We start from the raw sequence: 26126 nt of genomic DNA on the forward strand, positions 1-26126 counted from the left end.
GAACGGGCCATGACCACGCCAACCGTTGCCGCATCCACGACCCTGGCACGACGGCTGGTGCGTGTGCCGAGTCTGGAAACCGTCGCCGCTTGGTTGCTGGCCATCGTGTGGATATTCCCGTTGTTGTATGCCGTGTGGGCGGCGTTCCACCCCTCGGCGTTCATGGTGCGCTTCGACCTGCTGGCGCCACTGACGTTGGAAAACTTCACCAACGCCTGGAGTCAAGCGCCGTTCGAGCGCTATTACATCAACACCTTCCTACTGGTTACCGGTATCGTCACCGGCCAGTTCGTGGTCTGCACTCTGGCGGGATTCGCCTTCGCGCGTTTCCCGATCCCCGGGCGCGACGTGCTGTTCATGCTGGTGCTGATCCAGCTGTTCGTGTTTCCCGAGGTACTGATCGTCGAGAACTATCGTATCGCCAGCGGATTGGGGTTGGTCGATACCATTGCCGGCATCGGCCTGCCTTACGTGGCCAGCGCCTTCGGCATCTTCCTGCTGCGTCAAACCTTCAAGACCATCCCTCGTGAGCTGGAAGACGCCGCCCGTGTCGAAGGCTGCGGCTGGATGGCGGTGTTGCTCAAGGTCTACGTACCGCTGGCCAAGCCCACCTACCTGGCCTACGGTCTGGTTTCGATCAGCCACCACTGGAACAACTTCCTGTGGCCGCTGGTGGTCACCAACTCGGTGGAGAGCCGCCCGCTGACGGTGGGGCTGGGGATCTTCTCGGCCCCGGAAACCGGGGTCAACTGGGCCACCATCAGTGCCGCCACCCTGCTCAGCATCGCTCCGCTACTGGTCGCCTTCCTGCTGTTCCAACGCCAGTTCGTGCAGTCGTTCCTGCGGGCGGGGATTCGCTGAGCCAGGCCAAGCCAGCCAATTCTTTTTCGCTAGCTGTCGATTCCGGGCTGATTTCTTCGACAAGGAAGTGAGCAGTCCAACCTACGGAGAGACGACCATGCGATTCATGATCATTGTGAAGGCAAGCAAGGACTCGGAAGCCGGCAAGATGCCCAGCCAGGAGCTACTGGAGGCAATGGGCAAGTACAACGAGGAGCTGGTCAAGGCCGGCATCCTCCTCAGCGGCGAAGGGCTGCAGCCGAGCAGCAAGGGGGCGCGCGTGCGCTTCTCAGACGATCAGCATACCGTCCTCGACGGTCCGTTCCCCGAGACCAAGGAGTTGATCGCCGGCTTCTGGCTGTGGCAGGTGAAATCGAAGGAAGAGGCCATCGAGTGGGTCAAGCGTTGCCCCAACCCGATGCCCGGCAGCGAGGCCGAGATCGAGATCCGCCAGGTGTTCGAGGAGGAGGACTTTGGTGAGGAGTTTACGCCGGAGCTGCGCGAGCAGGAAGAGCGCTGGCGCGCCCAGGCCGCCCAGAACGCTGAAGAAGCGCACAGCCGCAAACCCCAATGACCCCGAAGCTTTCCTCGCTGGCCTCGTTGCTGCTCGGCGAGGCCAGCGCCATTGGCATCCCAGGCCCGACCCCGTCAGTAGGATTGGTAGGGCAGGAACTTCCCGGACAGGGTGATGTTGACCCGGTCACCCTTGGGATCCTCCTCGCGCTGGATGTCCATCGAGAAGTCGATGGCGCTCATGATGCCGTCGCCGAACTCTTCATGGATCAACTCCTTGATGGTCGTGCCGTACACATTGACGATCTCGTACCAGCGGTAGATCAGCGGGTCCGTGGGGATGGCCGTTGGCAGTGAGCCTTTATAAGGGGTGATCTGCAGCCAGGCCACGGCTTCGTCGGGGAGGCCGAACAGCTCGCCGACGGTTTCGGCCTGCGGCTTGTCGAAGGTCATCTGCCCCAGGCAGGCAGCGGTGGTCCACTCCTTGGACATGCCGACTTTCTCGGCCACGTCGCGCCATTTGATGTCTTTGGCGACCTTGGCGGAGAGAATCATTCGGGTGACGTCGTCACGGTTGCTGATCATGGTCTCTTCCTTCCTCTTCGTTCATTGGTAGAGCAATACCAGAATGATCCCGGCCAGAATGGCCGAGACGCCTTGCCAGAACATCACGGGATTTCGTTCGATCAAGGGTGGACGTGTCTTGTTGAGAAACGCCTTGTTCGGGTGGCGCAGGTCGAAGGTGAACTCGGAAAGTTCCTGATAGCGTTTTTCGGGATTGGGGTGCACGGCTTTCTTGAGGGTCTCGTCGAGCCAGGCCGGGATCTCGCGTTCATCATCCAGTACCGAGCGGTATGCCAGGCGTCGCTGTGCGGCGGCGGTTCGGGTTTTGGCGACCTGGGTGCCATAAGGATACCGGCCCGACAGCATGTGATAGGTCAGCACGCCGAGCGAATAGAGATCCGAGCGCGACGATCCGACTTCCCCCATGAAGTATTCGGGGGCCATGTAGAGCGCGGTGCCCGGGAACGGGTTCGGCTCGACCGTGGCGGTCTCGACAACGCCGGCGACACGGGCCGAGCCAAGGTCGATGATCTTCACCGTGCCGGTAGTGTCGATCATGAGGTTGTCGGGCCTGAGATCCTGATGCAGAACCTCCATGCGATGCAGTGCATACAGTCCCTTGACGATCTGCTCCACGATACTGCGCACGGTTTCGAGGTCGGGCCTGGGGTTATCGATCAACCATTGCTTCAGTGTTTGCCCTTCGACGAACTCCGTCACGGTATAGAGGTAATGGCGTTGGCGGGTCGGCAGGGCGGCTTTGAGCACGTGGGCGCTGTTGATACGCCTGGCGATCCATTCCTCCATCAGCAGCCGCTCGAGATAGCCCAGGTCCTCGCGCAGGTCGATGGAGGGCGTCTTCAATACCACTTGGGTGGCGGTTTCTTCGTCCAGGGCGAGGTAGACATGGCTGCGGCTGCTGGCATGCACTTCGCGAAGAATCGTATAGCCATCGAACCGGGCCCTGGGCTCCAGGATAGGAGGGAAGGGCAGTTGATCGATCTGCTGGTGAAGCTCAGGGGACGTTTCCAGAGGTACGTCATCGATGCGGACGATCTGGATGCTGAGATTGTCCTCGCTTCCCTGCTGGTAGGCGTGCTCGACGATGCGTCTGGCCGCTTCATTCAGATTCGTTAGGTGCCCATTGATGGTGTGGATGATGAATTGCGCATCGACATGCTCATGAACCCCATCGGTTGCCAGGATAAACACATCGCCTGTCTTGATCGTCAATGACCGGTGATCGATCTCCACCAGCGAATCGGCACCCAACGCTCGGCTCAGATAACCTTGATCCTGCGATATCCACAGCCGATGATCGTGGGTGAGCTGTTCCAGGCCATTGTCATGCAATCGGTAGATTCGGGTGTCGCCGACATGAAAGAGATAGGCCGTGGTCGACTTGATCACCATGGCGCTGAGGGTGCACACATAGCCTTTGTCTTTATCGTAACGGTAGGGGCCGTTGCGGCTCTGTGAGTGCAGCCAGGAGTTGGTGGCCGTCAATACCCGCTGGACGGCATTGTTGACCGACCAGGCCTCCGAGGTGCAGAAATAGTCGTCAAGAAAGCTCTTGACTGCCGTTTCACTGGCGATGTGACTGACTTCACTGGTGCTGATCCCGTCGGCCATGGCAATGGCGATGCCTTTCAGGCTGAGCTGGGGCTCTCTCGGGATATGGCAGCCATGAAAGTCCTGATTAAAGGCCTTGCGACCTTTATCGGAATGCTGGCCAACGGAAATTTTTAATCGGTTCATAAGGCTGACCAAAGCCTCGACCAGAAAAACCGGTCGAGGCTTTTTTGTTTCTTCTGATTAGGTCGTGACAGGCTTGGCGGATGCGCGCTTGGACGCAGTACGCACGTGCGTGGTGTACAGCGTCAAGCCGGTAAAGGCGAGTCCGCCGACCAGGTTACCCAGAACCGTCGGGATCTCGTTCCAGATCAGATAGTCCATGATGGAGAACCCACCACCCATTATCATCGCGGAAGGGAACAGAAACATGTTGACAACGGAGTGCTCGAAAGCCATGAAGAAGAACAGCATGATCGGCATCCACATGGCGATGACCTTGCCGCTGACATTGGTGGAGATCATGGCACCCACGACGCCCATGGAGACCATCCAATTACACAGCATCCCGCGAATGAAGATAGTGACCCAACCAGCGGCGCCGTATTCGGCATAGCCCAGGGTACGCGCTTCACCGACACCAGCGATCTTCGCACCCACGGGGCCGGGATCCGTGTTGAAGCCATAGGTGAAAACGAACGCCATCATGAAAGCAACGGTCAGTGCACCGGCGAAGTTACCCACAAACACCAGGCCCCAGTTTCTCAGGATACCGTTTACTGTCACGCCAGCGCGCTTGTCCAGTAGCGCCAACGGGGTCAGCATGAAGACGCCGGTCAACAGATCGAAGCCCATCAAGTAGAGCATGCAAAAACCGACAGGGAACAGAATGGCACCAATCAGGAAGACACCGGTCTCAACCGCCACGGTCACTGCAAAGACCGCGGCCAATGCCAGAATGGCGCCGGCCATATAGGCTCTGATCAAGGTGTCTCGCGTTGACATGTGAATCTTCGATTCACCAGCGTCAACCATTTTTGTCACGAATTCCGATGGAACTAAATAAGACATCTTTATTCCCTCATGCAACGATCAGGTTTTACGATCCCGGCGAGCCATGCGCTGGTTCTCTTCAAGCTGAAGACTTGTCCCTGTCATGTGGAGGCAATAAAAAAGCGTCCGCACGCACTCTGTCTTGCAGATACGTGAGGACGCCATTGTCCAGTTATTGCTCAGCTTGTCAGGGCTCCGTTGCCCAGATGATGACTCATCAACAATCACCAGTGACTATGGCTAAGCAAAAGTTGTGCCCAGCATTCTGAAGTGATGGAAAGGCATTTGATTTCAATTGATTAAAGTGCTTGTGAGGCGTCTGACCTGACGCAAGCACACGCTGAAAGAGGCGCTACACGCATAAGGGGGCTTCAAGATGATGCAGGCAAAGGCGCCTATGCCCTGAGGCTGTGCATCAGGCATCGCTGATTGGGACACACACCTCGTCTTCAGAGAGCTCCCGGTATAGCGCACGCCTCCAGTGGTCAATCCTGCTTAAACTCTAAGAATGATGAGATCCATACGGTGGGTATCGTGGATTTCCTGCATACAAACGGTCACTGTTGTGTAACACTGTGTAAGTGAGGCAGGGAGACTCACGGGAGAACTGAGTAGGGAGACTCGATACGACAAGGAGGCACGGGCAGGACGTTCGTGGTGACTTGCACAAGGATAGTTTTCAAAGCCCGGCCGGTAGTACCACGGCCGGGCTTTCTCGTTGCCAGCCTTGAGCATTCGACCCGTTGCATGGTCGAATTCCATTGCTGTACCACCTCATCCCGATCATTGGGCGCAGTTTGCGATTATGATCGTCCTGACGCATATCGAGGACGAGGAAATCAAGGTGCCACGAGGTAACGCATGAACAAGAAACGTATCGGGTTTATCGGAACGGGGCTGATGGGCGAGCCCATGGCGCTCAACCTGCTGGCAGCCGGCTATGACCTGCAAGCCTGGAACCGCTCCCCGGAAAAGCTGGACAGGATCGTGGCGGAAGGAGGTGTGGTATGCGAAACGCCCGCCGCTGCCGCAACAGGGGTGGATGTACTGATCTGCATGCTCAGCGATGGCCCGACTTGTGACGCAGTGCTGTTCGGCAGCGGCGGCGAGAATGCCGTCGACGCCCTGACGCCTGGCGCCACACTGATCGTGATGAGTTCGATCCCGGTGGAAACGGCCATCGAGCAGGCCCGGCGCTGTGAAGTGCGCAATGTAGCCTACCTGGACGCCCCGGTATCGGGCGGCCAGAAAGGAGCGATGGACGCCAGCCTGGCGATCATGGTGGGTGGCGCCAGTGAGGCGTTCGATCAGTCGCAAGACGTGCTTTCGGCCCTGGGTCGCCCAGTGCATGTCGGCCCCGCCGGCACCGGTCAGCAAACCAAGCTGGCCAACCAGATGATCGTCGCCAGTACCATCGCCACCGTGGCCGAGGCCTTACTGTTCGCTGAGCGAGGAGGTGCCGATCCGGCCAAGGTACGGGACGCTCTGGCCGGAGGGTTCGCCGACTCGCCGATACTTCGCCAGCATGGCCAGCGCATGCTCGAAGAGAATTACGAGCCGGGCGGCGCGGCCAAGTACCAGCTCAAGGATACCCGCACCGCACTAGAGCGGGCCGAAGCGTTGGGACTGGAACTCCCCGTTGCACGCACGGCCGATGCGCTGTTTGCCGCCATGGTCGAGCACGGCGATGGCGACCTCGACCACAGCGGGCTGATGCGGGAGCTCAGGCGGCTCAATACACAGTCGTAGCGATGGTGGCTCTGGCTTGGTGCGCCGGTGTTTCGAGAAAGCCCAGGATGCGGCCGTGGTAGCCGGTCGCGTAGGGCCTTCAGTGCTGCGACGAGTAACGCCGGACCTGATCCGCCAGCGCGAACACGTGGCGGTCCTCCGCGCCAAGCCCCTCGAGCGAGGTAGCCAGGTTCAGCAGGTAGTCACGGTTGGGGCCGCTGGGACCATGGGCGCTGGCGATCTGCTGCGCCATGGTGTCGAGTGGTGCTTCGCCGAGGAAGGCGGCGTTGTCTTCCGTGGCGATGTAGACCAGCCCTTCGGCGTGGCTGCCGTCGGTGAAGTGCAGTGTCACGATCTCGCGCAGATAGCCGTTCTTCTCGCGGATATCCAGCGGGCGCAGGGTCTCGGCATCGATCCGATAGGCCATGCCCTGGCAGATGGCGCCGGGTTCGCTGACCAATGTGACGACACGACCGGGCGCCTCCGGAGTGCCGCGATGGTCGTGCGAGCCCTGCCAGAAACGCCGCACCCAGCCGCGGATATGGGCGGGGTGGCGCTCATGGTAGGGAAACTCGGCCTTCCAGAGCAGCGAGCCGTAACCGAACAACCAGAGTTCGGCCTGGTCGTCGAGGGGCATGCGTTGCTGGTTGATGTGCGTGGTATCGAATGTCATGTCGCCAACATTATTGGAACTCTGCCGCCATTCTCAAGCATCCGATCAGTTGCGTGCAGGTCGGTGTTTTCATGCGGGAGCCCACCGCTAGTGCTCCGGCACCTGGGCCAATCGCAGCCCGGCCAGGTAGTGGGTGATCTGGCTCGGCTCGTGTAGATAGAACAGCTTCTCGGTGGCAAAGGCACAGCTGAAGGTGGGCAGCATGGCCAGGAGTCGATCCTTCGCCTCGACGGCGTCATCCCGCCGGCCCAAATGGGCCAGGGCAACGGCACGGTGGGCGGCGGTCCAGTACTGGCAATTGGGCAGGTTGGCGGCCCGTTCCGTCCACTCCAGGGAACGCTCGTAGTCACCCTGGAAGAGAAGCGCCAGCGCGCCATAGGTGTAGAAGGCCCATAGCTGCGGGTCGCTGGGGCTCAGCGCAATGGCGCGTTCGAACTGCACCATGGCCTCCTCATAGCGGCATTCGTAGGCCAGCGAATCCCCCATACCGCAATAGGCCGCCGCGAAGGTTGGATTGAGGTCGATGGCGATCCGGTTATCGGCGATGGCCCGCCGATATTCCCGGCGGGCCAGCAACACCCGGCCACGCAGCATGTGAAAAGTGGCGTTCTGGTGATCGATCAGCAGTGCCCTGTCACAGGCGGCGAGCGCCTCGTCCAGCAGTTCCCGATCCGGCGGCGTGTCCCAGTAGACCATGCCCAGCACGACGGCATAGGCCCACCACGCCTGTGCCTCGCCGAACATCGGGTCCAGGGTCTGGCTCTGGCGCAGCAGACGCTGGGCTTCCCGATTGTCCTCCCCTGTGAAGCGGAACAGGTGGTAGCACCCCAGGTGGAAGCAGTCCCAGGCTTGCATGTTCGCCGGTCGTGCGACCACGATCTTGTGCCGCTCGGCGAACCCGATCTCCGGTTCCAGGCGGGCGGAGATGGTTTCCGTGATCTCATCCTGGAGCGCAAAGATTTCGGATCTCTCCCGATCGTAGCGTTCCGTCCATCGGGTCAGCCGAGTGGCGGCGTCGACGAGTTGCACGTTGATCCGCACATGCTGGCCGCCGCCCTGGATACTGCCTTCCACCACGTAGTCGACACCCAGAATTCGACCCAACTCAAGCGGATCCGGAGCCTGCCCCTTGAAACCGAAGGCCGTATTACGCGCCACGACGTTCAACCAGCGGTGTTTGCTAAGCAGGGCGATGATGTCGCTGGTGACGCCGTCGGCGAAATACTCGTGGTCGGTCTCCCGGGACAGGTTGATCAGGGGCAACACGACGACGGCTGGCTTGTGTAGTGGATCGGGGGTGCCCAACTGCGTGGGGGGCGGCGCGAGTTCTTCTGGATCGTCGGTTTGCACGATACCCACGAAACGAAATCCCTTGCGATGAATCGTCCGAATGTAGGTCTGGCTGCGCCCGTCATCTCCCAGTAGCTGGCGGGCCATCTTGATCCGGCTGCTTAGCGCCGCGTCGGAAACGATACGTCCCCGCCATACCACCTCGTTGATCTCTTCCTTGCTGACCATGCGGTCGCGATGCTCCACCAGCAAGGCCAACAGCTCGATGACCTGTGGCTCACTGCGTAGCGACTGGCCGTTGCGACACAGCTCGAAGCGGTCGGTGTCCAGGATGAAGTCGTCGAATCGGTAGCGCATGGCTATTTATCGTCTCAGTCAGCTCTTCAGCACTTCTCCACAATAACACCAGCTCGCCTTCAAGCCTTCCCGGGTCGCTATCACTAGGATGGCAATGTGTTCCGTAAAAAGACCAATGCCCAGAGGAAAGCACAACCATGTCCGAGTTCAACCTTGCAAACCAGAAGTTCTTGCTGAACTGTCAGTACGGCACTGATAATTTGGAACGCGCCACCATCATGTTCATCCTGGCCACTAGCGCATCCAAGACCTCCGAGACCGCGGTTTTCATCAGCTCCAATGCCACCGACCTGTGTGTACGAGGCGCCCTCGACGGACTGGTGGCCAAGGGGTATGAGCCTCTCGCCGACCTGGTCGCTCAGTACCAGGCCAACGGGGGTCTGATTTGGGTCTGTCCGGTCTGCGTCAAGGCGAAGGGCCTGGCGCAGGAGGATCTTCTCCCCGGCGTCGAGATCGCCGGCGCGCCGCGTACCACGGCCTACCTTGCCAGTGGCGCGAGGTTGCTGGCCTGAGGCGCCGCGCTGCCGTCGCGAGTGACGGCGGCAGCGCGGGTGGCCATACTTCAGCTAGTAAAGGAGGGCACCATGACCGAACCGGCCGAGTGCGGAAAGCTGGAGGTTTACCTGCAGGCGCTGGGGTATACGCTTGACCGCTTCCTGACCTTTCAGCATCCCGATGCCATGCATGAGCCGGCGCGTTGGCGCGCGGTACTGGAGCGGCCACTGCCCACCTCCGGCATCGGGATCGACGCCGTCATGGAAGAGATGGCTCACTACCTGATCCCCAACGGCTCGGCCATTCCGAACCCTGGCTGCACGGCGTTCATCACGACGGGCGCGACCACGGTCGGGGCCCTGGCGACGCTGGCCGGCGCGGTGGCCTCGCCCCAGCGCCTCACGCTCAACGCCTTCAACTTCCTGGAGGAGCAGTCCCTGGAGTGGCTCGCCGAGCTGCTTCAGCTCCCGCCCGCTATGAAGGGGCTCTACAGCAGCGGCGGCTCGGTAGCCAATCTGGTCGCCCTGGGCGCGGCTCGCCAGCATGCGTTCGAGGCGGTGGGCATCGATCCCGCACGGCAGGGCGTCCGCGGCGCGGCGCGCCTCTACGTCAGCAGCGCCAGCCACCATTCCATTCGCCGCGCGGCAGCCGTGCTCGGCCTTGGGCGCGATGCGGTGGTGACGATCGCCACGGACGTCGAGGGTCGGATGATCCCCGCGGCGCTGGAGCGGCAGTTAAAGGAGGATCGTGATCAGGCCATGGTGCCAGTCGCGGTGGTGGCCAATGCAGGCACCACGGACACCGGTGCCATCGATCCGCTTCACGCTATCGGCACCCTCGCGCACCGGTACGCCATCTGGTTTCATGTTGACGGCGCGTATGGCCTGCCGGGCATCCTGGATCCGGAGGTCAATCACCTGTACGCGGGCCTCGATCTGGCCGACTCGGTGATAGTTGACCCTCACAAGTGGCTGGGCGCGCCAGTGGGCATCGGCGCCACCTTCGTGCGCGACCGCGCCCTGCTACAGCGGGCCTTCACCCAGGAGGTCTCCAGCTACCTGGAGCTGGCGTGCACCCAGGAAACGGCACAGCACTCCATGGACAGCCTGGGCATTCCGTACAGCGACTTCGGTGTGGAGCTGTCCGCCCCTCCTCGCGGGGCCGTGGTCTGGGCGCTGCTGCGGGAGATCGGTGCCGACGGATTGCGCGCGCGAATTTGCCGGCATAACGCGATGGCACGTCAGGTGGCCGAGCGGGCGGACGCGCATCCCAACCTGGAAGTCCTGCAGCGGCCCTCCCTTTCCATCTGTTGCTTCCGCTACGTGGACGTGGCCTGCCCGGACCTCGACGCGCTCAATGCACGGATCCATCGTGCGCTGGTGCGCCAGGGGCGCCACATTCCCAGCACCACCGTGGTCAACGGTCGGCTGGCCATCCGCCCCTGTTTCCTGGGGGCGCGCACCGGTCCGGAGCAGGCACAGGCCCTGGTGGACGAGGTGCTGACTCTCGGTGCGCAGCTCACAAAGGACCCTGAACTCGCCCCCGATACCAACAACAGCGGCATCATGCCGGACATAGCGAGGTAGATGATCATGGGAAAGCGTTACGACAGCATTCTGGACACCGTCGGCAACACGCCGGTAGTGCGCATCAACAACCTCGGTCCGTCGCATGTCAACCTGTACGTGAAGGTGGAGGCGTTCAATCCCATGGGCTCGGTGAAGGATCGCCTGGCGTTGGGCGTGATCGAGGATGCCGAGCGCCGCGGCGAGCTCACCCCGGGGCAGACCGTCGTCGAGGCCACCAGCGGCAACACCGGTATCGGCCTGGCGATGGTGTGCGCCCAGAAGGGCTATCCCCTCGTGGTCACCATGGCCGAGAACTTCAGCGTGGAGCGGCGCAAGCTGATGCGCTTCCTGGGTGCCCGCGTGGTCCTCACGCCCGCCTCGGAGAAGGGCTCGGGGATGGTGGCCAAGGCCGATGAGCTGGCGCGAGAGCACGGCTGGTGGCGGTCACGGCAGTTCGAGAATCCCGCCAACGCGGACGTGCACGCGCGTACCACGGCGGTGGAGATCCTCGATGACTTCGAGGACGTCACGCTGGACTACTGGGTCACCGGTTTCGGCACCGGCGGCACCCTAAACGGCGTCTCGCGCGTGCTCAGGGCCCGCAGCCCGCGGACCAGGATCGTGGTCTGCGAGCCCGACAACTCGGCGATCCTGGCCAGCGGCATTGCTCAGCCACGCAGGGCGGACGGCAGCCACAGCCAGAGCCACCCGGCCTTTCGCCCGCACCTGATGCAGGGCTGGTCGCCGGACTTCGTGCCCAAGCTGGTAGAGCCGGTCATCGACGAGCACCGCTTCGACGCGTTCCTTGGAATCAACGGCCAGGACGCCTTGCGCTGCGCCCACGAGCTGGCCAGCCGCGAGGGCATCTTCGTGGGCATCTCCGCCGGCGCGACATTCGCGGGGGCGCTGCAGGTGGCAGCCGACGCCCCCGCTGGAAGTCACATCCTCTGCATGCTGCCGGACACGGGAGAGCGTTACCTCTCCACGCCGCTGTTCGAGAACGTGGCGGTGGACATGACCGAGGAAGAAACGGCCCTATCGCGTTCCACGCCCGGCTATCGGTTCGATGGCGGCGCCAGCGCCCCGCCTGCCGTGGACATTCGGGAACTCGACCCCGAGGCGCAGCGCCAGGTGGAGGCGGCCCTGACGGACCCACGGCAACCGGTGGTCATGTTCGCGCTGGAGTGGTGCGAGTTCTGCTGGTCGGTGCGCAAGGTCTTCGACCGCTACCGTATTCCCTACCGCTCCCTCGACCTGGATTCCGTGGCCTACCAGGCCGGCGATCTGGGGGGAAAGATCCGTGCGGTGCTGAAGGAGAAAACCGGCTGGAACACGTTGCCCCAGATCTTCATCGGCGGAGAGTTTATTGGTGGCTGCACCGATCTTTTCGACGAGATCAGGAGCGGCACGCTGTTCGAACGTCTCGACGGGCACAATGTCGAGCACGATCCCAGCATGGATACGGATCCCTACTCGCTGTTGCCGACATGGCTGCATCCCCGCTGAAGGTAGGGGCGGTGCTCATAAAGAGTGGGTTTACGTGCTCTGGGCTCTGATTCAGCACTGATGGGGACTTTGCGAAGCAGCGGCGGCGTCAGCGCCAGGGCAGGGCCATGATCACTCCGGCGACATAGGCCAGCCCTTGCCACATGGCCATGCCCAGTAGCCCTCATACCGCCAGCTTCGGCTGAATCGTGTGGCGGTGGCGCCATGCTGCCTGACGCCCGCTCGATGACCTGCAGGCCCAGGTGCTGCAGGCTCAGCTCGCTAGCTGATCGCCGATCGGCAGGCGCCGGATTCGTTTGCCGGTCGCGGCGAAGATCGCGTTGCACAGCGCCGGCGTCACCGGTGGTACGCCGGGCTCGCCGACGCCGCCCATGGGCGCCTCGGGGCTATCATTGATAAGGTGCACGCGGACGGTGCGCGGGGCATGCGAGATGCGTGGAATCAGGTACTGATGGAAGTTGTCCTGTTCGATGCGTCCCTCGCTGACCGTGATCTCGCTGTGCAGGGCGTTGCCGATGCCCATGACGCAGGCCCCCTCCATCTGGGCGCGGATGCGCTCGGGATTCACCTGGGGGCCGCAGTCGAAGGCGATATCGGCGTTGTGCACGATGACCTCGCCGCCATCGTCGACCTCCACGTCGAGTACCACGGCGGTATAGGAGACGAAGCTGTGGTGTACCGCCAGCCCCAGGCCACGCCCCTTGGGCAGCTCGCGCCCCCAGCCGGCCTCCTCGGTGGCCTTCTCGACCACGGCACGCAGACGGCCGATATCGACGGGGTAGCGTTCGGGATCCTCGCCGTAGTTCCAGCCCTCGTTGATCTCCCGGGGATCGATCTGCCGTGCGGGACCCAGCAATTCCAGCAGGTAGTCGCGGTGATCATGGCCCGCCGCCTCGGCCATTTCGGCGACGAAACTCTGGATGGCGAAGGCGTGCGGCAGATTGTAGACGGCGCGGTACCAGCCGATACGCACGTGTGCCGCGGCTTCAGGGTTCTCCAGGCTCATGGCGGGGATATCGAAGGGCGTCGCGGTGAAGCCCATGCCGAGCTCGAAATCCACCTTGTGCTTGGGATCGGGCCCGAACAGCGAGCCGATACTCGGCGAGAGGGTGCGGTGGCGCCAGGCGAGTGCCTTGCCGTCCCCATCCATGCCCGCCTCCAGGCGATCGACTGACACCGCGTGGAAATAGTCATGCTGGATATCGTCCTCGCGCGTCCACTGGACCCGAACGGGACGGCCCTCGAACTCGCGGGCCAGGCTGGCGGCCTCGAGCACGAAGTCCGGCTTGGACTTGCGGCCGAAGCCGCCGCCCAGCAGGGTCACGTTGACGGTGACATCCTCGGGCTCGAGGCCCAGGCGCCCGGCCACGCCATCCCGGGCGGCCTGGGGGGACTGCACCGGTGCCCAGATTTCCGCCTTGCCATCCACCAGACGGGCGAGGGCGGCGGGTGGCTCCATCGTCGCATGGGCCAGATGCGGCATATAGTAGGTGGCTTCGAGACGGGTCTCGGCGTCAGCCAGAGCTGTCTCGATATCGCCGCGCTCGCGAATCACCTTTCCGGGGGATTCGGCGGCACGCTCCAGCGCCTCACGGTAGGCGATCGAGTCGTAGCCGGCGTTGTCACCGGCACTCTCGGTATCCCACTCGATCTTCAGTGCTCGGCGTCCCTCGATGGCCGCCCAGGTGTTCTCGGCGACCACCGCCACGCCACCCAGCGGCTCGAAGCCGGCCGGTTGTCCGGTGCCCTCGACTTCCACCACCCGGACAACGCCGGGCACGGCCAGCGCCGCGCTGTCGTCGACGCTGGCCAGGGTCGCCCCGTAGACCGGCGGCCGGGCGATCACCGCGTAGAGCATGTCGTCGAGGAGCACATCGGCCCCATAGAGGGCGCGTCCGGTGACGATATCCTTACCGTCGATTGCCAGCGGACGATCGGCCTTTACATTCTCGCGACCGATATAGCGCCACTCGTCCCGGGGCTTGAGAGTCAGGGTGTCACGTTCGGGCACCGGCAACTGGCTGGCGGCCGCTGCCAGCTGGCCGAAGCCGAGTTCACGGCCCGTGGGCTCATGAATCACCACGTGCACCCCGGCACGGCACTCCGCCACTGGCACGTCCCACTGCTCGGCGGCTGCCTGTTCCAGCATGGTCCGCGCCGCAGCAGCGGCACGCCGCATGGGGGCGAACCAGTGACGCATGCTGCGCGAGCCGTCGGTGTCCTGGTTGCCGTAGCGCTCCTCGTGGCCGATCGCCTGCTCGACCCGCACGCGCTCCCAGTCGGCGCCCAACTCGTCGGCGGCCACCATCACCAGGCTGGTGCGGATGCCCTGGCCCATCTCGGCACGATGATTGACGACGGTGACCGTGCCGTCCTCGTCGATGCGGATGAAGACGTTGGGATCGTCGACCCAGCCGTGGGGCATGCCATCCGCCCCGTAGCTGGCCTCTTCCTCGTCCTGGGCCAGGGAGAGATCCCAGCGGGCGGCGATCACCAGGGCGCCGCTCGCGGCCAGCCCCTTGAGGAAGTGGCGGCGGCTGACATTGGCCAGCAAGAGGTTGGTGCGATAGGTACTCATGCCTGTTCCTCCTCGTGACCGGCGGCGCGATGAATGGCCTGACGAATGCGGTTGTAGGTGCCGCACCGGCACAGGTTGCCGGCCATGGCCTCCAGGATCTGCTCGTCGTCCGGGTCCGGCTCCCGCTTGATCAGGGCGGTGGCACTCATGATCTGTCCGCCCTGGCAGTAGCCGCACTGGGCCACACCGAGATCCAGCCACGCCTGCTGGACCTGCTGGCCGACCGCGTCATCGCCGATGGCCTCGATGGTGGTGATCTCCCGGCCCTGAGCCTGGGACACCGGGGTGACACAGGAGCGCACCGCCTCCCCATCCAGGTGGACCGTGCAGGCGCCGCACTGGGCCATGCCACAGCCGAACTTGGTACCAGTGAGCTGTACGACATCCCGCAAGGCCCATAGCAAAGGCATCTGGTCCGGCACATCCAGCTCGTGATCCTGACCATTGATCGTCAGAGTGACCATTTCGAATCTCCTCGCGTCGTTCTTGTTTCCTCATCTCGGCTGGCATCCGCCGCGGATGCGCAGTGCCCAACGCTCCCGTGAATGAATAGAGTAGACCGAGGCTTGGTCCGCTGCTCGATGTCTCGGGCATCAGCCTTGCTGGTCTCAACTTTCAGCGAGCGGTAATGCCGATCCTGACAGTCGGGAACATCCGAACACTCCCCCGGTCCGTGTCGCCGGGACCGGGGAGCAAGTCGTTTCAATGACGTATTCAGCGTTCTTCAGGTGGGTTTGCGGCGCAGCTGGCGCAGCTCGCCATTCAGCGCTTTGATGATGGTGTAGCACATCAACAGCATCACGATGGAGAACGGAATCGCCGTCGCCGTCACCCCGGCCTGAAGCGCCGACAGGCCGCCGCCGAGAAGCAACACGATGGCAATCAATCCCTCCACCGTGGCCCAGAACATCCGCTGAGGCCTGGGAGCGTCGATCTTGCCGCCGGCAGTGATGGTATCGATCACCAGGGAGCCGGAATCCGACGAGGTGACGAAGAAGATCAACGCCAGAGTGATGCCAAGGGTCGACATCAGCCCGGTCAGCGGCAGTTCGTTCAGCATGCCGAACAGCGACAGCTCGGGGCTGTAATTGTCGATCACGTAGTCCTTGACCAGGCTGGTGCCGGGGTCGGCATAGAGCTGATCGAGCGCGATGCCACCGAAGACGCCCATCCAGATGAAGATGAACAGACTGGGAATCACCAGCACACAGATCACGAATTCCCGAACCGTGCGCCCGCGCGACACCCGGGCGATGAACATGCCGACGAACGGTGCCCAACTGACCCACCAGGCCCAGTAGAAGACCGACCAGGCCTGACGGTAGGCATCATCGTCACGACCGAAGGGGGCCGACAACGGAACGAACTCCGTCACATAGGTCGAGAGCCCCGACCAGAACCCGTTCAGGCCCACCAGGGTCGGGCCGGCGAACAGCACGAAGAAGAAGAAGAACACGGCCAGGATCATATTGATCTCGGAGAGCTTCTTCACGCCGCCCTCGAGCCCGCGCCAGACCGACACCAGGGCCACCGCCGTTACCAGCAGGATAACGATGACCTGAAAGGTGGTGCTGATCTCTATACCAAAGACGAAATTCATCCCCGCATTGGCCTGCTGTGCCCCGAGTCCGAGCGCCGTGGCCAGTCCGAACAAGGTGGAAAACACCGCCAGGATGTCGATCGCATGCCCCCACCAGCCCCAGACACGATCGCCGAGGATCGGGAAAAACGCCGAACGAATGGAGAAGGGCAGGCCCTTGTTATAGGAAAAAATGGCCAGCGCCAACGCCATGACCACATAGACGGCCCACCCATGTATGCCCCAATGGAGAAAGGTGCCGGCAAGACCCAGGGCGGTTGCTTCGGGAATGGCTTCCGGATTCAGTGCACCATCGGCCCCGAAAGGCGAAGGAATGCCCAATGGCAAGGAGACGTTGGCATGATAGACCGGCTCCAGCACACTGAAGAACAGCAGTCCGATACCGATGCCAGCGGTGAACAGCATCGCAAACCAGGACAGGTAACTGTGCTCCGGTCGGGCATCGGGCCCCCCTAGCCTGACCGACCCATAGGGCAGGACGACGAGCGCCAGACAGAACAGGATGAAGAAATCCACTACGATCATGAAATACCAGTCCAGCGTTCCGGTAGAAAAACCGACAATGGACTGGAAAAGGCTCCCCGCCCTCTCCGGAAACAGGAGGGTGAGGACAATGAAGACGACCGAAGCAAGCGCCGATACGATAAAGACCCGATTGTGGATATCGAAGCCGATGGGCCCCAGGCGACCTTGGACATTGTCCTGGCCAACGATGTAATCCGTTTGCATGTCGCTAGTCATGGGAGGCGACGCTGGGTCGCTCGGAATATTCATGAGATGCTTCTCCTTATTCTAATGTATAGAATGGTTAGGAGTTTTTGTTATAAGCCTATGGGCTTGGCTTCATGGAATGACAGTAGCTGCTCGATGCGTTGTCGGAGTGGGGGTGTCATGGGAAATGCCTCTCATATTGTTATGGCTACAGGCTTGTCATGATGGTGATCGTTGTCGACGAGACCGACTCGTTGCAAGCGAGCCATGACGTCGGGCTTGGTCCAGGCCAGGTACAGGCTTCCGCCCCGGGCATGGCAAAGGCGTGCCTGGCGCTGAAGCAGATGGATGCCGCTCAGGTCGATGAAGTTGATGCCCGCCGCCAGGATCACCAGGTTCGGTTGGTCGAAACGTTCGAGCCGTCGAGCGACCGATTCACAGGCACCGAAGAACAGCGATCCGTCGATCCTGACGACATTACAGCATGGCTCCTCCACGGCCTGCTGGATGTCCAGGGGGGCTTGAAACAGCGTGCACTCCACCACCGGCGGGCGGGTGGTACGGCGCAGGTAGAGGGCCAGCGAGGCCAGCACGCCGAAGTAGATGGCAATTTCCAGGGCCAGCAGCAAGGTGCTGAAGAAGGTGATCAGCAGTACCGCCGTTTCCGAACGGCTGGTAGCCAGCGCCTCGCGGATGCTATGCAGGTCGACCAGCTTGGCGGCGACCAGTAATAGCAAACCGGCCATGGCGGGCATCGGCACATAGTGCAGCAGTGGAGCCGCGATCAGCACGATTGGGATCAGAAATAGAGCAGACAGCACGGCCGCCAACGGCGAGCGGGCGCCGGCGCTGGCGTTGAGTCCCGAGCGGGTGAACGACCCCGACGAGACATAGCTGGAGAAGAAGGCGCCGCCGAGATTGGACAGCCCCTGGCCGATGAATTCCTGGTTGCTGTTCAGTCGCTCGCCTGAACGTGACGAGAATGCCCGCGCAATCGCCGCGGCTTCGACCAGGCCCAGCAGCCCCAAGGCAATGGCACCGGGTGTCAGCATACGCAGCGTGTCGAGTGAGAGATCCGGTGCCGAAAGGGGGGGCAGGCCGGACGGCACCGCGGCGATGCGCAGGATCTCAGCTTGTGCCGGGTCGAGCCAGGCGGCTAGCAGCGAGGCGGCCACAATTGCCAGCAGCATGCCCGGCCAGCGTGGCAGCCAGCGCCGGAACGCCAGACATGCGGCGAGCGTGAAACCGGCGATCAGCACCGCATCGGGGCGGATGTCGTCGAACCTTCCGAACAGCTGCGGCCATATATCGAGAAAGCCGCTGCTCTCCATGGGGGCCAACCCCAGCGCATAGGGGAGCTGGCTGGTGGCGATGATCAGTGCGGCACCGGCGGTGAACCCCGTCACCACCGAATGCGAGACGAGATCGACCAGCACGCCCAAGCGTGCCAGACCCAGCAATAGCTGGAAGGCGCCGGCGAGGAAGGTCAGCGTCAGCACCAGGGTGATGAACTCCCCGCTTCCCGCCTCGGCGAAGGGCTGCAGGGTGGCGAACAGCGCGATCGACAGTGCCGCCGTCGGCCCGCTGACCATCTGCCGCGAGGAACCGAACAGGGCGGCCAGCACGGCCGGAACGATGGCGGTGTATAGGCCATATTCGGGGGGCAGCCCGGCCAGCAAGGCATAGGCTACCCCCTGAGGCACGACCAGCACCGCACCGGTCAACCCGGCGATGGCGTCGGCGCGCAGCGAACGCGAGGTCTGCTGCGGCAGCCAGCCGAGAAACGGCAACCAGCGTTGCAGCCTGGCCGGTTGCCGGTGGAGGTCGGTCGGCGACGTCATCATGTCTGGTCGGAAGAGACTGCCGGGAAGCGCGCACGCCGCTCGAGATCGTCCAGGTCGATGGTGTTGCGCATATACTGGGTGCTGGCATCGAACACCGGCTGATGATCCCAGGGTGTGACCTTGCCTTGCATGAGCGCCCGCGAGACCAGCTTGCGGCGTCGCTGACTGGCGATCACCTCGCCATGCAGACGCTCATAGTCCCAGCGGCTTGCGACTTCGTTGCGGAACTGTTTGCACAGGTCCAGATGCGCAGGGTCCTCGGCCAGATTGTTGAGTTCCAGCGGATCGGCCTCGAGATCGAACAGCTGGTCCGGGTCCGGTGCCGTATGGACGAATTTATAGCGCCCACGACGGATCATCAGCAGCGGCGCGATAGCACCTTCGCCTAGGTATTCGCCGATCACCTCATCGTGGCCGCCGTTGCCGGTCAGGTGCGGCAGCAGGCTGCGGCCATCGACCGGTACGGCATATTCCGGCGCTGCACCGTCATGGGCGATCTCGGCAAAGGTCGGCAGCAGGTCCATGGTCGATACCGACTCGCTGACCCGACCCGGGGCGAAGCGGTCAGGAGCATGGACGATCATCGGTACGCGTGCGGAACCCTCGAACCAGCTCATCTTGTACCACAGGCCGCGCTCGCCGAGCATGTCGCCGTGATCGCCGGAGAACACGATGATGGTGTCTTCGTCGAGCCCCGTTTCTTGCAAGGCCTTCAGCACGGCGCCGATCTGGTCGTCGACATAGCTGAGTGCCCCGTAATAGGCGTGGCGCGCGTTACGGATCTGCTCGTCGTTGATGGTGCCCTCGTCGAGTTGATAGACATGACGCAGTCGCTTGGAGTGCGGGTCCATCAGTTCGCGTGCGTAGGGCACGCGCGGCATGTCGATGTCGTCGTGGTTGTAGCGGTCCCAGTACTCCTGCGGAATCGTGTAGGGATCGTGCGGATGGGTCAGCGACACGGTCAGGCAGAAGGGACGGCTTTCGCCGTTACGCGCGTAGTCATAGAGGTAGCGCTGAGCACGGAAGGTGACCTCGTCGTCGAAGTCGAGCTGGTTGGAGCGTACGCAGGGGCCGGCCTGAATCACCGAGGACATGTTGTGGTAGTAGCTAGGCCTGGTGTCGAAATTTTCCCAGTCGACGAACCAGCCATAGTCGGCCGGATAGATGTCGGTGGTCAGGCGTTCCTCGAAACCGTGCAACTGGTCGGGGCCGCAGAAGTGCATCTTGCCGGATAGCGCGGTGGTGTAACCGGCATCGCGCAGATAGTGGGCGAAGGTCGGGGTATCGGCGGAAAAGTCGGCGGCGTTGTCGTAGCCACCGATGCGCGATGGTAGCTGGCCGGCCATCAATGTGAAACGTGATGGCGCGCACAGTGGGCTGTTGCAGTATGCCGAATCGAAGACCACTCCTTCTGCGGCCAAGCGTGACAGGTGCGGCGTCTTGACCAGCGGATGACCGTAGACGGGCAGGGCCGACGCCGTCATCTGATCGGCCATCAGGAACAGGATGTTAGGTTGCTTGCGCGGCATGGGGCCTCCTCTTTGTAGTTGATGCGAGCTATATGGATGCGGGGCTCGCCCCGAGTTTTGTCTGGCTGTCGCAACAGTCTCTCTGCTAATCTCAAGGCTTGTAAACTCGCTAAATTTTTATGGGAGGCATTAGTCAAACTAATGTCATGGATGGCTAGGGCGGCGTCGCCCAACAGCTTGCGGGTGTTCGAGGCGGCGGCCCGGCATCTGAGTTTCACTGCTGCGGCACGCGAACTGCGCTCGACGCAGTCGGCCGTCAGCCAGCAGATACGTACCTTGGAAGAGAACCTCGGCTTGCCGTTGTTCGAGCGTATTTACCGTGGGGTGCAGTTGACCGAAGCGGGGCAGACGCTTTTCGTCGGTGTGCAGGAAGGCTTCGCGACCATCGATCGCACGATCGACCGGCTCCAGCATCGACACCGCCATCCGCACGTGAACATCCTCACCGACTTCTCGTTCGCGGCTTACTGGCTGATGCCGCGGCTGCCGCGCTTCCGTGAACAGCATCCGCATATCGACGTACGCATCGTGACCAATCAGGGCGTTCTCGACTGGCGTACCCAGGAAGTGGATATCGCCATCCTGTTCTGCGACGAGCGGACCCTGGCGGGTGGGGTGCCACAGTTGTTCCGGGAAGAGGTCTTACCGGTCTGCAGTCCGGGCTTCCTGCAGCAGCACGGGCCGATCGAGAATCTCGAAACACTCAGCGAGGCGCCACTTTTGACATTGACCGCCAGGCAGGGACAGAGTTGGCTGGACTGGCCGAGCTACTTCGGGCAACTGTCGGATATCAACTATCTGGAATCGTCGGAGCTGACGTTCAACAACTACACGTTGCTGATCCAGGCGGCGATCGCCGGTCAGGGTGTCGGGATGGGATGGCGAGGACTGATCGACGATCTGCTCGACAGCGGCATGCTGGTCGGTCTGGCGGATCTACGTCTGTGCACGCCGCGAGGCTACGGGTTGATCGATGCCCGGCCAGACTCCCCAGGCGAAGCGAAACGGGCTTTTCAGGAATGGGTACTGGCCTGTGCGGAGGAGCAGCCGGAAGAGCGTGGCGCCAGAAAAGCTTAGTGCTTAGTGGACGAGGGGTGAGTGCCCCTCGTCTAGCATTCGATCAAATACCCAGAATACCCTTGGCTTCGTTCAATGCCTCCACGGATTGATCGTGCTCGCCGTCGTTGTGATATTGCTCACCCTGCTGGCGCAGTTCGCGAACCTTTTCGAGTTTACTCTCGTCGAGTTCGGCAACGATGGCTTCATCGGCCAATGCCTGGTCGATTTCCCCCATCAATGAGGGGCACATGTTGGCCCAGGCCGGCGACATGAACAGCATGAGCGCAAGTGCGGCAAACAGTTTGTTGATCATTGTCGATCTCCCTGCGTTGGTAGTGGGACGTTCGATTCCGAGCGCCCTGACTCATTGGTGCCGAGCCACCGTCGCATCGACGAGACGATGGCTCGGGCAGCGTCCAGGCTGCTGAAGTATAGTTCCATGTAAAGAAAACGGCTTTTGCCGTGCTCTCATCGTTATGCCGATCGAGCAACTCATGTCGGCTTGGCGTCTCTGGGGACGATTACTGTTCCTAAATATAATGACTGGCTGGCGAGGAGCGAATTATCGATGTCTGATGCACGCCGTTTCATTGAATTACCGAGTTCCTTGCGCATGTATCGTGGTGGCGAACTGCCATCCGTGACCATCGCTTATGAGACGTGGGGGGAACTTCGCGGCCGGGGCGACAATGCGCTGCTGCTGTTCACGGGGTTGTCTCCCAGTGCACATGCGGCGTCTTCGACGGACGATCCCTCGCCCGGCTGGTGGGAGTACATGATCGGGCCGGGCAAGCCCATCGACACCGAGCGATTCTTCGTCATTGCCATCAACTCGCTCGGCAGTTGCTTCGGCTCCACCGGCCCCGCCTCGCGCAACCCCATGACGGGTAAACCCTATCGGCTCGATTTTCCCAAGCTTGCGGTGGAAGACATCGTGGCGGCTGCACGCGGTGCGTGCCGTGCCCTCGGCATCGACCACGTGCACACCGTGGCAGGCTCTTCACTCGGCGGCATGGACGCGCTCGCCTACGCCGTGATGTATCCGGGCACCTACCGCGACATCATCAGCATCTCGGCGGCAGCTCATGCGACGCCATTCGCCGTTGCCCTGCGTTCGATTCAACGCGAGGCGGTACGTGCCGACCCGACTTGGGCCGGCGGCAACTACGCACCGGGCAAAGGCCCGAAAGCCGGCTTACGCGTGGCGCGTGAACTCGGCATCCTCACCTACCGTTCCGCCGAGGAGTGGCTACAGCGCTTCGACCGCGAACGCATCGAGGGTGCGGACACCAGTGCCGATCCGTTCGCGATGGCATTCCAGGTACAGTCGTACATGGACGCCAACGCGCGCAAGTTCGCCGACAGCTTCGACGCCAACTGCTTTCTCTACCTGTCGCAGGCGATGGACCTGTTCGACTTGGCAGAGCACGGTGATGGCAGGCTGGAGTCCGCTATCCACAAGGTCGACGCGAAGCGGGCGCTGGTTGCCGGCGTGACCACCGACTGGCTATTCCCGTTGTGGCAGCAGCGGCAGATCGCCGAGTTGCTGGAACTTGCGGGGGTAGCCGTCAGTTACCACGAGCTTGGATCTATCCAGGGCCATGATGCCTTCCTGGTTGACAGTGACCGCTTCGCGCCGATGGTGGCGGAGTTCCTTTCCAGCATGCCGGATGCCTGACAACCGCCGGACACCGACTGGGGAAGGGGCTAGGCGGGGCTATGGAATCAGCCCGAAAAGCGGGCAGCGACGTCGCACACCAGTCGTAGCTTCGCCGCCTGTTCGTCGATGGTGAGCTTGTTGCCGATGATCGAGGTACCAAAGCCGCACTGGGGGCTGATCGCCAGACGCTCGCGGTCGATATGCTCGCTTGCTTCCTCCACCCGGGCGAGCAGTTCGTCGGCGTCCTCCAGCGTGCCACGCTTGGACGAGACCAGGCCAAGCACCACTACCTTATCGTCGGGAACGTCGGCCAGTGGCTCGAAGCCGCCGGAGCGCTCGTCATCGTATTCGAGCAGCAGCCGGTGGGCAGCGGTACGCTGGAAGATCGGCTTGGCGATCGGCTCGTAGCCGCCGGCGACGAGCCAGCGGCTACCCTGGTTGCCGCGGCACAGATGCAGGCCGAAGGTGACGCCGTCGATGTCCTGCATCACGGCATTATCGAGTGCAACGCCAAAGTCCAGCCACTGTGCAGTGCTCCAGCCCTGGGCCTCATAGAAAGCGCGTGTCTGCGGGTCGAGCAGCAGGGGGTAGTGCGGGGCGTCGAGCTGAATGTAGCTCGCCCCGTAACCGGCGAGCTCCTCGACCTCCTCGCGCAAAATCCGGGCAACGTCCTCGAGAAATTCCCGCAGGGAGGCGTAAGCGCCCGCCGAGCGCTGCGGCGACCAGAAGTTGGCGAACAGGCCCGGGCTGGGCAGCGTCACCTTCGGCGTACGTGTCGTGCGTGCGCGCAGATAGACGAACTCCTCCGCCGACAGGGAGCGACGGCGGCGCAGCGGTGCGGTTACGGCGAGCTCGTGCGGTCGCTCCTGGTGCCAGTCGCCGATGTCGTCGTCGCCATGCCACTTGCCCCACAGGAAGGCGTCGAGATCCCAGGTGCCGAAGCCTTCGACCGCCTGCACCAGCTGGCTCTGGAAGGACAGCCGGCGCATTTCACCATCGGTGAGCACCTCGAGGCCGGCGGCCTCCTGGAGCGCAATCGCCGCATCGACGGCGCGGTCCTCGATCTGCTTGAACGTGGCCTCACTTATGCTTCCGGCCCGCCGTCGCTCCTGAGCCTCCAGCAACCAATCGGGGCGAAGCAGACTCCCGACAACGTCGGCGCGTGCCGCAATCATAGGGCCTCCTCACAGCATCTTGCTGTAGCACATGATCGGGAATCAGCCGATGGCGGCGATCCCGGCCTTGGCGATCTGCACATCCTGGTCGGGCTTGACGCCGGAGACGCCCACGGTGCCGGCCATCTGGCCGTCGACCAGCACCGGCACGCCGCCGGAAAGGAGACCCTGCATCGGCACGGAGAGGAAGGCGTCGCGACCGCCGTTGATCATCTCCTCGAACAGCTGCGTCTCGCGGGCACCCAGGGCGGCACTGCGGGCCTTCTCGGTGGCAATGCCGGGCGTCATGGCCGGGGCACCGTCGAGGCGGCGCAGGCCGAGCAGATGGCCGCCATCGTCGGCCACGGCGATGGTCACTGCCCAGCCATTGGCTTCGGCTTCTTGCTGGGCGGCGTCAAGGATGGTGTTGACGTCGGCCAGGGTGAGTACGGTTTTGGTTTTCATTGTGGTGCTCCTTGGTTGATATTAGCTACGGGCTACGGGCTACGGGCTACGGGCTACGGGCTACGGGCTACGGGCTACGGGCTACGGGCTACGGGCTACGGGCTACTCGTAGCCCGCGGCTCGTTGCTCGTAGCTGGTGTCAATGCCTCATCGACGATCTCGATCCAATGCCTCACCGGCGTTCTGCCGGCACCGGCGAGATGCGTCTGGCAACCGATATTGGCGGTGACGATGATTTCTGGATTGCCGGCTTCCAGGGCGTCGAGCTTGTTGTCGCGCAACTGGGTGGCAAGCTCCGGCTGGGTGATCGAGTAGGTCCCCGCCGAACCACAGCATAGATGGGCATCCTGCACCGGAGTCAGCGAGAACCCCAGCCGGGTCAACACACCATCCACGGCACCGCTGAGTTGCTGGGCATGTTGCAGGGTACAGGGACAGTGGAAGGCCAAGCGCTTGCTGTGCTTGACCTCCAGGGAGTCGAGATCCTCGTCGCGCAGGATCTCCGCCAGGTCCTTGGCCAGTTCGCTGATGCGCTTGGCCTTATCGGCGTAGTCAGTGTCGTCGGCGAGCATCTCGCCGTACTCCTTGACGAAGGCGCCACAGCCGCTGGCAGTCTGCACGATGGCTTCGCAACCGGCCTCGACATGCGGCCACCAGGCGTCGATGTTGGCGCGCATGAGGGCGCGGCCGTCGTCCTGGGCGTTCAAGTGGTAGTCGATGGCGCCGCAGCAGCCGGCCTCCGGGGCCGGGGTCAGGCCGATGCCCAGGCGGTCGAGCACCCGCGCGGTGGCGGCATTGGTGTTGGGCGACAGTCCCGGCTGCACGCAGCCTTCCAGGATCAGCATCTGGCGCGCGTGACGCTTGTGGTCGGGCCGGGTACCGGCATCCACCGGTGCTGGGGGCATCTTGTCACGGAGCATGCCGGGCACCAGCGGCCGGAAGGTCAGCCCCAGCTTGAGCAGCGCCTGGAAGCGCTTGGGGTCGACCAGCGCCTTGCGCAGCCCGTAGCGCAGCGCGCGGTCACTGGCTTTGCGCGGCACTCGGCGCTCGATCTCGGCGCGGCCGATGTCGAGCAGCTTGTGGTACTCGACGCCGGACGGGCAGGTGGTCTCGCAATTGCGGCAGGTCAGGCAACGATCCAGGTGCAGTCGGGTCTCCTCGGTGACCTGGTCGTCGTCGTCACGGCTCTCCAGTAGTTCCTTCATCAGGTAGATGCGCCCACGCGGGCCGTCCCGCTCGTCACCCAGCAACTGGTAGGTGGGGCAGGTCGCGTTGCAGAACCCGCAGTGCACACAGCTGCGCAGTACTCGGTCGGCCTCGCGGATGTGCGGCTTCTTGAGGTCTTCCTCGGTGAAATGGGTCTGCAT

The 26126-nt window shown here is 62.7% G+C and carries 22 protein-coding genes; 8 read left to right on the forward strand and 14 right to left on the reverse strand.

Annotated elements, in window-relative coordinates; genetic code table 11:
* Positions 1-9: 9 nt before the first annotated feature.
* Together ACFOEV_RS20970 and ACFOEV_RS20975 are read left to right on the forward strand one after the other, a co-directional pair.
* Complete coding sequence (locus tag ACFOEV_RS20970; protein ID WP_386776843.1) at positions 10-861, forward strand: carbohydrate ABC transporter permease; 852 nt, start codon at positions 10-12, stop codon at positions 859-861.
* 97 nt (positions 862-958) lie between these two features.
* Positions 959-1414 carry a YciI family protein gene (locus ACFOEV_RS20975; protein WP_386776844.1) on the forward strand — a complete coding sequence of 152 codons (456 nt, stop codon included), beginning with the start codon at positions 959-961 and terminating at the stop codon, positions 1412-1414.
* A 74-nt stretch (positions 1415-1488) separates the two neighbouring features.
* Here the strand turns inward: ACFOEV_RS20975 and cynS are convergent, their stop codons facing one another.
* From cynS to ACFOEV_RS20990, 3 genes are read right to left on the reverse strand one after another with little or no spacing between them, the layout of a single operon-like run.
* A complete protein-coding gene (cynS, locus tag ACFOEV_RS20980; protein WP_386776845.1) occupies positions 1489-1938 on the reverse strand; it encodes a cyanase in 450 nt (149 codons plus the stop codon).
* A gap of 21 nt (positions 1939-1959) precedes the next feature.
* The gene (locus ACFOEV_RS20985) at positions 1960-3675 is read right to left on the reverse strand and encodes a protein kinase domain-containing protein (RefSeq protein ID WP_386776846.1); all 1716 of its coding nucleotides are present in this window, start codon (positions 3673-3675) and stop codon (positions 1960-1962) included.
* Positions 3676-3732: 57 nt separating this feature from the next.
* The gene (locus ACFOEV_RS20990) at positions 3733-4560 is read right to left on the reverse strand and encodes a formate/nitrite transporter family protein (protein WP_386776847.1); all 828 of its coding nucleotides are present in this window, start codon (positions 4558-4560) and stop codon (positions 3733-3735) included.
* 843 nt (positions 4561-5403) lie between these two features.
* Between ACFOEV_RS20990 and ACFOEV_RS20995 the strand changes: the two genes are divergently transcribed.
* Positions 5404-6291 carry an NAD(P)-dependent oxidoreductase gene (locus ACFOEV_RS20995; protein WP_386776848.1) on the forward strand — a complete coding sequence of 296 codons (888 nt, stop codon included), beginning with the start codon at positions 5404-5406 and terminating at the stop codon, positions 6289-6291.
* A 79-nt stretch (positions 6292-6370) separates the two neighbouring features.
* Here ACFOEV_RS20995 and ACFOEV_RS21000 read toward each other — a convergent pair whose 3' ends face one another.
* Together ACFOEV_RS21000 and ACFOEV_RS21005 are read right to left on the reverse strand one after the other, a co-directional pair.
* The gene (locus tag ACFOEV_RS21000; RefSeq protein ID WP_386776849.1) at positions 6371-6943 is read right to left on the reverse strand and encodes a gamma-glutamylcyclotransferase; all 573 of its coding nucleotides are present in this window, start codon (positions 6941-6943) and stop codon (positions 6371-6373) included.
* Between the two features lie 87 nt (positions 6944-7030).
* Positions 7031-8590, reverse strand: coding sequence for a winged helix-turn-helix domain-containing protein (locus ACFOEV_RS21005; protein WP_386776850.1), 1560 nt, complete (start codon positions 8588-8590; stop codon positions 7031-7033).
* A gap of 137 nt (positions 8591-8727) precedes the next feature.
* Between ACFOEV_RS21005 and ACFOEV_RS21010 the strand changes: the two genes are divergently transcribed.
* The 3 genes from ACFOEV_RS21010 to ACFOEV_RS21020 all read left to right on the forward strand — a co-directional run bounded on the left by ACFOEV_RS21010 (position 8728) and on the right by ACFOEV_RS21020 (position 12159).
* Positions 8728-9102 (forward strand): DsrE family protein, encoded by a 375-nt coding sequence (locus tag ACFOEV_RS21010; protein WP_386776851.1) that lies wholly within the window; start codon positions 8728-8730, stop codon positions 9100-9102.
* A 72-nt stretch (positions 9103-9174) separates the two neighbouring features.
* Positions 9175-10671, forward strand: a complete 1497-nt coding sequence (locus ACFOEV_RS21015; protein WP_386776852.1) for a pyridoxal phosphate-dependent decarboxylase family protein — start codon at positions 9175-9177, stop codon at positions 10669-10671.
* 6 nt (positions 10672-10677) lie between these two features.
* On the forward strand, positions 10678-12159 hold the full coding sequence (locus ACFOEV_RS21020) for a pyridoxal-phosphate dependent enzyme (protein ID WP_386776853.1): 1482 nt from the start codon (positions 10678-10680) through the stop codon (positions 12157-12159).
* 253 nt (positions 12160-12412) lie between these two features.
* On the opposite strand, the gene ACFOEV_RS21025 is transcribed toward ACFOEV_RS21020, so the two are convergent.
* The 5 genes from ACFOEV_RS21025 to betC all read right to left on the reverse strand — a co-directional run bounded on the left by ACFOEV_RS21025 (position 12413) and on the right by betC (position 20421).
* On the reverse strand, positions 12413-14737 hold the full coding sequence (locus ACFOEV_RS21025; protein WP_386776854.1) for a xanthine dehydrogenase family protein molybdopterin-binding subunit: 2325 nt from the start codon (positions 14735-14737) through the stop codon (positions 12413-12415).
* Positions 14734-15201 carry a (2Fe-2S)-binding protein gene (locus ACFOEV_RS21030; RefSeq protein ID WP_386776855.1) on the reverse strand — a complete coding sequence of 156 codons (468 nt, stop codon included), beginning with the start codon at positions 15199-15201 and terminating at the stop codon, positions 14734-14736. The genes ACFOEV_RS21025 and ACFOEV_RS21030 overlap by 4 nt, the downstream gene beginning before the upstream one ends.
* Positions 15202-15461: 260 nt before the next feature.
* The gene (locus tag ACFOEV_RS21035; RefSeq protein ID WP_386776856.1) at positions 15462-17111 is read right to left on the reverse strand and encodes a BCCT family transporter; all 1650 of its coding nucleotides are present in this window, start codon (positions 17109-17111) and stop codon (positions 15462-15464) included.
* A gap of 131 nt (positions 17112-17242) precedes the next feature.
* Positions 17243-18892, reverse strand: a complete 1650-nt coding sequence (locus tag ACFOEV_RS21040; RefSeq protein ID WP_386776857.1) for a SulP family inorganic anion transporter — start codon at positions 18890-18892, stop codon at positions 17243-17245.
* Positions 18889-20421 (reverse strand): choline-sulfatase, encoded by a 1533-nt coding sequence (betC, locus tag ACFOEV_RS21045; protein WP_386776858.1) that lies wholly within the window; start codon positions 20419-20421, stop codon positions 18889-18891. The genes ACFOEV_RS21040 and betC overlap by 4 nt, the downstream gene beginning before the upstream one ends.
* 141 nt (positions 20422-20562) lie before the next feature.
* On the opposite strand from betC, the gene ACFOEV_RS21050 reads away from it, so the two are divergent.
* A complete protein-coding gene (locus tag ACFOEV_RS21050; protein ID WP_386776859.1) occupies positions 20563-21498 on the forward strand; it encodes a choline sulfate utilization transcriptional regulator in 936 nt (311 codons plus the stop codon).
* A gap of 43 nt (positions 21499-21541) precedes the next feature.
* On the opposite strand, the gene ACFOEV_RS21055 is transcribed toward ACFOEV_RS21050, so the two are convergent.
* Positions 21542-21793: a hypothetical protein gene (locus ACFOEV_RS21055; RefSeq protein WP_386776860.1), complete on the reverse strand. Its 252-nt coding sequence runs from the start codon at positions 21791-21793 to the stop codon at positions 21542-21544.
* A 255-nt stretch (positions 21794-22048) separates the two neighbouring features.
* Here ACFOEV_RS21055 and metX point away from each other — a divergent pair, with 255 nt between their 5' ends.
* Entirely contained in the window at positions 22049-23158 is a 1110-nt protein-coding gene (gene metX / locus ACFOEV_RS21060; protein ID WP_386776861.1) for a homoserine O-acetyltransferase MetX, read from the forward strand.
* A 47-nt stretch (positions 23159-23205) separates the two neighbouring features.
* Here metX and ACFOEV_RS21065 read toward each other — a convergent pair whose 3' ends face one another.
* The 3 genes from ACFOEV_RS21065 to glcF form a co-directional block, all read right to left on the reverse strand.
* Positions 23206-24315, reverse strand: coding sequence for a cobalamin-independent methionine synthase II family protein (locus ACFOEV_RS21065; RefSeq protein WP_386776862.1), 1110 nt, complete (start codon positions 24313-24315; stop codon positions 23206-23208).
* A 42-nt stretch (positions 24316-24357) separates the two neighbouring features.
* Positions 24358-24759, reverse strand: a complete 402-nt coding sequence (locus tag ACFOEV_RS21070) for a GlcG/HbpS family heme-binding protein (RefSeq protein ID WP_386776863.1) — start codon at positions 24757-24759, stop codon at positions 24358-24360.
* A gap of 95 nt (positions 24760-24854) precedes the next feature.
* Entirely contained in the window at positions 24855-26126 is a 1272-nt protein-coding gene (gene glcF / locus ACFOEV_RS21075; RefSeq protein ID WP_386776864.1) for a glycolate oxidase subunit GlcF, read from the reverse strand.

Source organism: Litchfieldella rifensis (genome assembly GCF_042646605.1).
In the GTDB taxonomy this organism is placed as follows: Bacteria; Pseudomonadota; Gammaproteobacteria; order Pseudomonadales; family Halomonadaceae; genus Litchfieldella; species Litchfieldella rifensis.